This window comes from Arhodomonas sp. SL1, from assembly GCF_052060015.1.
GTDB lineage: Bacteria > Pseudomonadota > Gammaproteobacteria > Nitrococcales > Nitrococcaceae > Arhodomonas.
In genome coordinates, this window is record NZ_JBPODZ010000029.1 from 1 (window position 1) to 9,817 (window position 9,817).

6 protein-coding genes and 1 pseudogene are annotated in these 9,817 nt (G+C 62.9%); all 7 read left to right on the forward strand.

Annotated features, from left to right (window positions below; all coding sequences use genetic code 11):
- Positions 1–57 precede the first annotated feature (57 nt).
- Positions 58–201, forward strand: a pseudogene (locus ACQ754_RS16710) (DUF4214 domain-containing protein); the annotation flags it as partial.
- Between the two features lie 3 nt (positions 202–204).
- Positions 205–3,894, forward strand: coding sequence for a hypothetical protein (locus ACQ754_RS16715; RefSeq protein ID WP_440998184.1), 3,690 nt, complete (start codon positions 205–207; stop codon positions 3,892–3,894).
- 98 nt (positions 3,895–3,992) lie between these two features.
- On the forward strand, positions 3,993–4,769 hold the full coding sequence (locus ACQ754_RS16720) for a SapC family protein (RefSeq protein ID WP_440998185.1): 777 nt from the start codon (positions 3,993–3,995) through the stop codon (positions 4,767–4,769).
- A 17-nt stretch (positions 4,770–4,786) separates the two neighbouring features.
- Positions 4,787–5,005: a hypothetical protein gene (locus tag ACQ754_RS16725; protein ID WP_440998186.1), complete on the forward strand. Its 219-nt coding sequence runs from the start codon at positions 4,787–4,789 to the stop codon at positions 5,003–5,005.
- A gap of 23 nt (positions 5,006–5,028) precedes the next feature.
- Complete coding sequence (locus ACQ754_RS16730) at positions 5,029–6,261, forward strand: DUF4214 domain-containing protein (protein ID WP_440998187.1); 1,233 nt, start codon at positions 5,029–5,031, stop codon at positions 6,259–6,261.
- Positions 6,262–6,462: 201 nt separating this feature from the next.
- Complete coding sequence (locus ACQ754_RS16735; RefSeq protein ID WP_440998188.1) at positions 6,463–9,360, forward strand: DUF4214 domain-containing protein; 2,898 nt, start codon at positions 6,463–6,465, stop codon at positions 9,358–9,360.
- Positions 9,361–9,557: 197 nt separating this feature from the next.
- The coding region (locus tag ACQ754_RS16740) for a DUF4214 domain-containing protein (RefSeq protein WP_440998189.1) at positions 9,558–9,817 on the forward strand (260 nt) is incomplete at its 3' end.

Here is a 9,817-nt window from a genome sequence, read left to right on the forward strand (position 1 = left end):
GGGCGCCCCCGTCCTGCCATAACGCTTTCCCCCGAGTAGCTATGGCGTCAGTCTACCATTTTTTGTAAACACCCTCTGAGCAACGAGGAGATCGTCGAGAAGTTCTACGTCAATACCCTTGGTCGTCAGCCGGATGCCGAGGGCCTGGCGTTCTGGACGGGCAAGCTCAATGAGGCCGACAGCGAGGGTGCCGTCATCGCCAGCATGATCCAGGCGGTGCGGGACTACGAGGGCGACGACCCGGCGGCCCTGGAGAGCCAGGCGCTGTTCGAGAACAAGGTCGCCGTCGCCGAGTACTGGGCTGTCAACGGTGCCGGCACGGTCGAGGGCGCCAGCGAGGTCGTGGACGCGGTCAGCGCGGACAGCGACACCTCCAGCGACGAGGCCATTCAGTCCATCATCGATGACGCCCTGGCCGAGGCGCCGGATACGGACCTGACCGTCGGGCGCGATGACCTCTCCGGCAGCGATAGCGACGACGTCTTCGAGGCCCCCGCCGTGCAGAACGACGACGGCGCGGTGACCAATACCCTGGAGTCCGGTGATCGCATTGATGGCGACGAGGGCCAGGATACGCTGAATGCGGACGTGACCCTGACCACCTCCGGTGGTGTGCCGGTCGGCCCCGCGATCTCGCCGATCACCGACGATGTGGAGGTCGTGAACTTCCGCGTGCAGTCCGCCACTGTGGATACCGGCGGTTCCACCGGTGGTGCCGGCCTCATCGGCCTGCTCGGTAACGGCTCCAGCGTCGATGCCGAGCGGATGAGCGGTGTCGAGCAGTGGTGGAGCGACAACAGCCGCTCGAACCTGCAGATCGAGGACATCCGCTCGAACCCGGCGGATACCGCCTTTGGTATGCGTAGTACCGATCCGGGCGGTGCCGGTCTTAACGCGGGCGCCAGCTTCGGGGCGTACTTCAACGCCAACTACCTCACCGGCGAGGTGACCGAGACGGAGTCGGCGTTCACGCTGACCATCCAGGAAATCACTGACGGGCAGAACCCTGCTGACACCGAGCTCGAGAACATCTCCGTGCGTGAGGTGAACTTCACCCTCGAGGGGGAGGATTTCACCCTGGAGTCCGACGACATCCAGGCGGCGGACACCTGGGCGGATCTCGAGACGGCGATCAGCGATGAGCTGGCCTCGCAGGGGTTGGATTCGCTGAGCGTCGAGCACCGCGGTAACGGCCAGTTCGTCATCGAGGATGCCAACAGCGGCACCTTCGAGGTGACCGCCGAAGAGGCCCTGATCTTCGGTGCCGCCAGCGACATCGACGTGCGCAACCGCGTCCAGCTCGGTGAGGCGCAGGAGGTGGAAGGCCAGACCCGCACGAATGTGTTCCTCGACGACGCCGGCAATGGCTCCCAGGGTGGGATGCTCGATATCGGTGCCATGTCCGGCGATCGTGGCGTCGAGGTCTTCGATGTCGAGGTCGTCAGCGACAGCCACCTCCAGGGCATGATGTCCACCAACTTCCGCAACGGTGACAACTACCTTGAGGAAGTCTACGTCGACGGGGAGGGTGATCTCACCCTCGGTAACACCGATGCCGACACTATCGACGGTCGAGCGGTCGGCGGGCTCACCGATGTCCGTGTGCTCGATGCCAGCGCCCTCGATGGGAGTCTCAACGCAGGCATCAACCTGACCGGTAATTCCATTGATCGGTATCTCGATGACGCCGAGGACGTGGTCAATTTCGACTACACTGGCACCGCCAACGACGACATCCTCTCCGTTGCCGTGAACAACGCGCTGGCCGGGGATCCCGACTTCGCCATGAACGTCAACACCGGCGATGGCGATGATCGTGTCAACCTCATCGGCGGCCAGTTCGCACTGGCGGGTGTGACCCTTGAGGGCGAGGACGGTTTCGATACCCTGGAGACCTCCAGCGATATCGGCGTCGATGATGACAGCACCCCTGCGGTGTTCGACAGCTTCGAGAAGCTCGTTCTCGCCGGCAACAACGATGTTGATGCCGACATGGATGCCCTTCCGGGTGTGGAAGAGGTCTGGGTTGCCACTAGCGGCAACAGCGACAGCACCATCTCCAACCTGGAGGCGGACACCACCCTGACCATCAGCGGCAAGAACCAGACCCTCGGTGCGGGTAATGGTGACAGCAACCAGCTCTTCGATGACATCGTGCTGGTTGATCCGCAGGCCGAGACCCAGACGGTGACCCTCGACAACACCGCCCGCAACAGCGGCGTGTTGAACGTGGATAGCCTGGTGATCGATGGGGGGAATACCGATACCGTCGAGGTCATCTCCGGTGGTCGTCGTGATACCTCCAACGTGGTTGAGGATATTCAGGCCGAAGACGCCTCCCGCGTGGAGTTCGGTGGCACCCAGGATTTGTCGGCGCACGTCTCCAGCCTCGCGGAGAACGCCGGTCAGGAGCTCGGCATCGATGGCTCCGCCTTGGAAGGCGATCTGACACTCGCCGTGGATGCTGGTTTGCTGGACCAGGGCTCGGATGACGAGATCGTCGGCACCGAAGGGGAGGAGGATCGCCTCGCCCTGTACGGCGCGACGGGGGGCATCAATACCCGTATCGATGGCGTCGAGACCATCCAGTTCGGCTGGAACACCGGCAGTGATCTGGCCAACCTGTTCACGAGTGGGGCCAGCGCGAACGCCGGGGACGGGACGAATAACCCCTTCAGCTTCAATGCCGCGAATGCCACTGGCACGGAGGAATACATCATCGCTCTGCGTGGTGCCGGCAACGGCGTAACGCTGGATAACCTCAGCAGCGGTGTTGATGTGCAGCTCGGCGTCGATGATGCCACCACCACATCCATGGCGACCGCGCCGAACACGTTGAACGCGGCGTCCGATGGTGTCCTGAACCTGCGGCTTGCCGACAACATCGTCGGCCTCAACGAGACCGAGGTGAACGGCTTCGACACCGTGAACTTCGAAGTGACTAGTTCGCAGCTCGGTGGGTTCCGTGGCCATGATCTGGCACTGGATGATGCCGCCCGGACGTTGGACATCACCGGTGGTGGTGAGGACGGTGATGGGCTCTTCCTTACGCCCCTTAACACGTCCTTGACGAGCATCGATGTCACCGGCTACGAGGGTGATTTCATCTCCGGCTGGAGCGGTCAGACCGGCAGCAATGCCACGGTGCGGGTCGATTCCGATAGTTTCTTCTTCGACCTGCTGGGTGACTTCGGTCAGACCGCAGCGTTCAAGGCAGAGCAGCTCGGTGACGACGCCGACTACGATGTCAATGACGAGATCACGGTCACGGTCGACGGTCTCATTGATGGCTTCACGGCACCGACTGGTACGCTGACGTACACCCTGGCGGGCGGAGAGGATAACCGTGCGGATGCCCTAACGGCGCTGGCCGATGAGATCGATGGGCTGCCGGCCACCACGGTGACCCTGGGCGGCAACGACTACGATGTCGCCTATGACGCCAGTTTTGAGGACGGCATCCTTTCCGTCGACTTTGATGTCGTGGACGAAGACGGCAACCCCGTCGACTCCGAGGTGACCGGCTTCTCTTACGAGATGGACGATTCTGGTGGTGGTGGAACGACGATCGGCCCGATCGATGAGTCAGAAGCGGTGTCCACCTTTATCACCACGTTCCGGTTCACCGAGGATGCTGGCGAGGACGCCGGTGGCACCACCAACACCTGGACCATCGACGAGTTCAATGGCCTGGGCGAGGATGGTGTCAGCCTGAGCAACGTGACGGTCCTGGATATGCGGGACCTCGGCGTCGAAGGGCTGGCGGATATCAACATCACCGATGACGGGAGCGATACCACCATCACCTCGAACGAGGGCATGGACTTCGAGATCACCCTGTTGGGTGTTACCGAGGCCGACCTCAACAACGAGAACTTCGCCTTCGCATCGTAAGCGCGGCGGCGCCCGAAAAGGGCGTGTGATGGTACGATGGGCCACCCTCCGGGGTGGCCTTTTTTTTTACTTGCCAAGTTGGATCACCGGGAGGTGCCATGTTCCATCAACCGGAAATACTGGACACACGTCATCATGGGGAGCTGCGCTATAAGCCGCTGGCGCGATACGATTTCGCCCGGGAGCAGATGCTCGTGCCGCTCGTGGCTGCCGAGGTCTCGCGTATCGCCCGGGAGATGCCGGTGGTCTTTCCGGGTGGGGACGACGGTCTTCCTCAGGCGTTGGCGGGGCTCGCCCCCGGGGAGAATCTCCACATCGCGGACACCGGGAAATGGCTTGGTCGCTACGTGCCCGCGGTCGTGCGTAGCTATCCCTTTCGCTTGACCGCGGTAGACGGCGAGGACCGAGAGCGGCTGCTCATCCAGATCGATCGCGCCGCGCCGCATTTCGATTCCTCCGACGGGGAACGACTGATGGACGGTAACGGTGTGGCCAGTGCAGTCCTCCGACGGGCGCGCGACGTACTCATGGCACTGCACCGCGATGAGCAGCGCACGCGGGCACAGGTCGCGGAGCTTGCGGAGGCGAGGCTCCTCGTAGAAAAGGAGATCGCGGTGTCCGGTGGGGGCGACGACGCAAGGGGACTCAGCGGAATGCGCGTGATTGATCGCTCGGCATTGCGCGCGTGTAGCGGTGATACCCTGCAGCGGCTCCACTCGAGTGGCGCGTTGGCACTTGCCTATGAGGCATTGCTGTCGTTGACCAATCTCGATGATGGACTACTTGCGGAGCGCGCGCGTGTCAATCGGGCGGATATCGGTGATCTGCTCGGTGACGGCGATGATGCGATCTCTTTTGACTTTGACAATCTGTAACGGAACGGAAGGGAATAATGACGATGACCGATGAGCGCCACAACGAAGCGACGGTGACCATCAACGGCCGGCAATACCCGGTGGATAACCTGAGCGACGAGGCCAAGGCCAACCTGCAGAGCTACCGCTTCGCCGAGCAGGAGGTGCAGCGCCTCGAGGCCAAGCTGGCCCTGACGCGCACCGCGATGAAGGCCTACGGCCGGGCGCTGCGCGAGAACCTGCCGAAGGATTCCTGAGCGCCGCGGCGCTGGGGACGAGGATGTTCGGTGACTATCCCGCCCGGGGGGACACCGGCGACGAACTCGTGGCCACGTTGTATGTGACCCTCTTCGGTCGCGCCCCGGGTGCCGAGGGGTTCGCCTATTGGCGGGATCAGCTCGCCGCCGGTGCGCTGCCGGATGCACCGGCCCTGGCTCAGGCCATGTTCGACACCCCCGCGGCACGCACGCAGTATCCCCGGGGGCTGTCCGCCGAGGAGACCGTCACCCGATTCTACGAGCACACCCTCGGCCGCAGCCCCGATTCCGGTGGCCTGGCCTTCTGGACGGATAAGCTCGAGCGGGCGCCGGACACCGGCACGGTGATCGCCGCCATGGTCGAGGGCGTCCTGTCCTTCGATCCGGGGGCGGTGGGCGATGCCGAGCTCGCCGCCCAAGGGGCACGCAGCCAGGCACTGCTCGGCAACCGCATCGCGGTGGCGGAGCATTTCGCCGTGGAGGGCCCTGGCACCGTCGAGGGCGCCCATGCTGTGGTCGAGCGGGTAACACCGCAGACGGATACCAGCAGCCGCGAGGCCATCGCCGCGTTTATCGATGCGGCGCTGGGCGGCGCCGAACCGACCGCCGCCCTGGAGGCGAGTATCGCCGCGGACCCGCGCCTGGACGGTCATCGCGGGATGCTGGAGGGGCTGATGGAGGCCGCCTGGGGGAACTGGTCCCGCCACTTCGATGCGGACATGGCGGACCGTAGCCTGGAGGTCGGCCTGGCCTACGACCCCCGTGATGACGGTACCCTTGCCTGGGCGTACACCCCGCTCATCGGAACCGGCAGCAACGCCGTGGACGGCAACACCTGGATGCGTACCATCGCCGAGCATGAGCTGATCACCGGTGAGGACGCCAACGGCGCGTCGCTGGACGGTACGATCACGGTGGCCGAGCCGCTGGAGGAATTCCTCGCCGATCCCGACTTCGCCGAGACCGTGCTCACCCATGAGATGGGGCACCTGATTGGCATCCTCGACACCCTCGATCCGTTCACCAGTACCGCCTTCGAGGCCCGCAGCAGCGACGGGTTCTTCCACGGCGAGCGCAGCGGCGCCCTTGCCCTGGCGCCACTACCGAATGGCGAGTGGGACGGTAGCCACCTCGCCGAAGGGCTGATGGCCCCGGGCCTTGCCCCCGGTGGCCATGCCGAGGTCACCGCCACCGAGCTCGACCTCCTCGCCGATATCGGCCTGCCCATGGAGACCGAACCCTACCTGCTCGCCTGAGACCGTGACTGCGGTTCTCCCCCTGCCGGTCAGCGCCAATCGCCTGCCTCGTGTCGGCCCACTGTCTCGTTGAGTCCCGTTTCCTGTCCTGCGACGACAAACTGTGTCGCAGATGATGTGTGATCGGGTTGCCGGTTTGTTTGTGGCGTGGCTAAGCTGACCATCGGGCATCACACAAGCAGAAGAACCTTAGGGGGGATCATGGATGATGCGGGTAATGCGCGGCGTTGGTGCAGTGGGTTTTTGGCACTGCTGCTCGCGCTGTTGTTGGTGGCGGCCCCCACCGCGCGGGCGTTGGAGGTCCACGTGGATGGCCGTGTGAAGGCGGCCGAGGAGCCAGGCTTTCACATCCTGCCGCCGCACTGGAATAGCGCAACGGACGACGCCGCCCTGGGCCCTGACACCGGGGAGCGCTGGCTTTTCCTCCAGGGTATCGATCGCCCGGGGACGTTGGTCATTACGGTTCCGTTCGCCACGGATGCCTCCTCCTTATCCGCCTACCCTCTGGCGCGGATCCGTTCGGGAGAATATCGTGCAACTGGCGCCTATGCCCTCAATACGGGAGGGCACTCCCGGTTTTTCGTGGAGGACGGCCCGTATCTGCTGATCCTGGATTGGCAAGAACGAGAGAGGGATCCGGCGGTTCGGTTGGACTTCTTCCCCGACGCCGATGGCGAGGGTTGTATCCACCTACACCCGGGCACCGCTGAGGTCAGCTGCAAGGAGTCCTGGTATGCCCCGCTGTACCGGATGAAGGTGCAGCCGTCCCTTCATGCCCGTTTCATGGACCTACAAGCCCGTATCGGGAATGTCGGCACCGCGAAGGCGGTTGCGGATATGACGCATGTTGTCACTACCGATACCGCGCTCGATGTTGCCCTGATTGCTACGGATGGTAAGCGCGCCGCTGGTGGTGTGATCGCGAAAAAACTCGGGCAGCTCTTGGGAGTCGGCCTTGAAGGAACGGGCGATTCCCAACTTGACGGTTTCATAACGGATCAAGTGATCCAGCATGGGCTCACCATCGCCAATCTGTTCGTCCAGCCGCACAACGTGGCCACTTGGATCGGGGTGGCGCAGCAGCTAGGCTCAGATCTTGCGTCGATTCGGAACAACATCGCGGGGATCGCCGCGCTTGACGAGCTCGAGGAGCGGAGCAACGAGGTGTTTCTGACCCGGCTCATGCTGGAGACGTTCATAGAGAAGAGTTTCGGCGACTGGGACACCTTAGTGGTAAACGCCGGCTACGAGCGTGGTAGCACGCCGGGATTCGAGGCACTGGTGGACGGTTTCGCGGATCGGGCCGGTTTGGACACGGGCCTCTTCGGCAAGGATGACTACGACTGGCAGGCCGTGGAAACCCTTTTCCATCAGGAAGTGGACGAGCATGCGGACTGGTTGGAGGTTCGGAGCACACTGGACAATCCGTTCGGCGATGTCGACGGGGACGGCATTTCCAACACCCGCGAGGTGAAACAGGGTACCGACCCGAACGATGCCGAAAGCCCACCCCAAAGACCCGCCGACATGGAGGAAGCCAGGCGCCAGATTGTCGCCCTCTATATCGCGATGTTCGGACGCGCCCCAGACCGGGAAGGGCTCATGTACTGGACGGAGAAATACGCGAGCGGGGCCCTGGCCGATTACGCGGCCGTAGCGGAGGCCATGTACGCGACCGATGCGGCCCGGGAGCAGTTCCCCCGGGGGATTGGTAACGAGGAGCTGATCGCCACCTTCTATCGGAACACGCTGGGCCGGGAACCGGACCGGCAAGGCCTGCGCTACTGGACGGACAAGCTCGAGCGTCATGACAGCATCGGGCGCGTGGTCAGTGCCATGATCCGCGCCGTCGAGGAATACGACGGCACCTCCGCGGCCGGCCAGCGCAGCCGTGACCTGTTCCGCAATAAGCTCAACGTCAGCGAGTACTACGTTTCCGTGGACGGCACGGGGGGTGACTCTGCCTATCGCATCCTGGAGCCCGTGACGGCGGAGCTGGACACCAGCGACCTCGGCCGACTCGATGATCTGGTGCAGCAGGCGCAACAGGCGGTGCCGGATGATGGTACCGATGAGCCTGGCTCTGGTACGGATGACGGAGACAGCGGAGGGAAGGACGGCAGCGCAGGCTCCGGCGACGATGCCGACGGCAGTGAGACCCCATTTCGGCGTACCGCGCATCGCTATGCCTTCGACGCTGACCGCAGCCTGATATGCGCCAACGAATTCGGCGCCAGCTATGACGTCGCGGACTGGGCGGATGTGGTGGCGTACTTTGACAATGGCGGAAGCTTGGCAGCCTTCTATCGCGATACCGGCCTGACCCCCGAGGACAAGAGCGCCGCGGTGCTGCGTAATGGAGAGCAGTTCTACAGCGCTTCCCGTGCGTATTACATAAGCCGACACGACGGCCAACTTCCGAGCCATTACCTGTCCCACGACAATATCCAATCCCATGAAATCGACCTAGGGTCTTGGGGGAGTGATCGCAAAGTACTCTGTGTGAGTGGACGGGCTGGCGATGAAACGGATTCGAATCCAATATTGGTGAATCAGTTCGATGCGAGGGCGGATTTCAAGACCTCGGTTGGAACGTTGCATGTTACGGGTTTCGACTCCATTGAGGCGCATTCCAGGTCACGTACACAGGTGCGCGAGGACGGATTCCCGCCACTGCGGATTAGGGGAAAAGGAGGCTTCTTTGTAGACGAGGATTTCGGTTACCCGAAGCAGTATGTGTCCCTCAGCCCGCCGAATGTGGCCGCGCCACGCAATAATGAGACAACCGTTACGTTCACTAACGACGCCCGCGCCGTCAGTGCCTTCGGTGTTTACTTCATAGACGCTGATTTCCCTGATATCGGTCGCACTCGAATCAGTATATATGATGCGGACGATAATCTTCTTGCCACCGAAACCGTGATTACAGAGGACGGCGAATCGCAATTTATCGGCTTTCAGACCGTAAACGAAAAAAATGAACGCCCAGTTCGCGGGATAGCCGAGGTCTACCTCAAAACGGGGAGCGGGGATCCTACGCTACAGCGAACCGAGGGCGTCGTGATGGATGACATGATCATCCCTGCAGCCGACCACTAACGAGAAATCGTAGTGGCCGGTTACCTATAGACTAAAGTGGCGTGCAATCCTTGAGGTAACGGCAACCGGAGCCTGCGTAGCGCCAGCCCCTGATGGCGGCACGATCGTGATGGGGCGGCTATACTCGACGAACCGGGCCGGCGCTGGCTACAGGGCGGGCCATGGGGAACGGGGTGAGTGGTATACAAGGGGGCGTAATGGGTTCTCGAGGGTGGATCCAGGCGGCGAGGGCTGCGGTTGGTGGCGTTTTGCTGGCGTTCTCGGTGGCGGCGTTGGGGCAGTCCGATCCCACGCTGGGGGCGGATGCGGAGACGGTGACCGACGTGACGGAACTGTATGTGGCGCAGTTCGGGCGGGCGCCGGATTTGAAGGGGCTGCAATATTGGTTGGATAAGTTACGCGAAGGCAAGATCCCGAACACGAAGGTACTGGCGGAGCGCATGTTCGCCACGCCGGC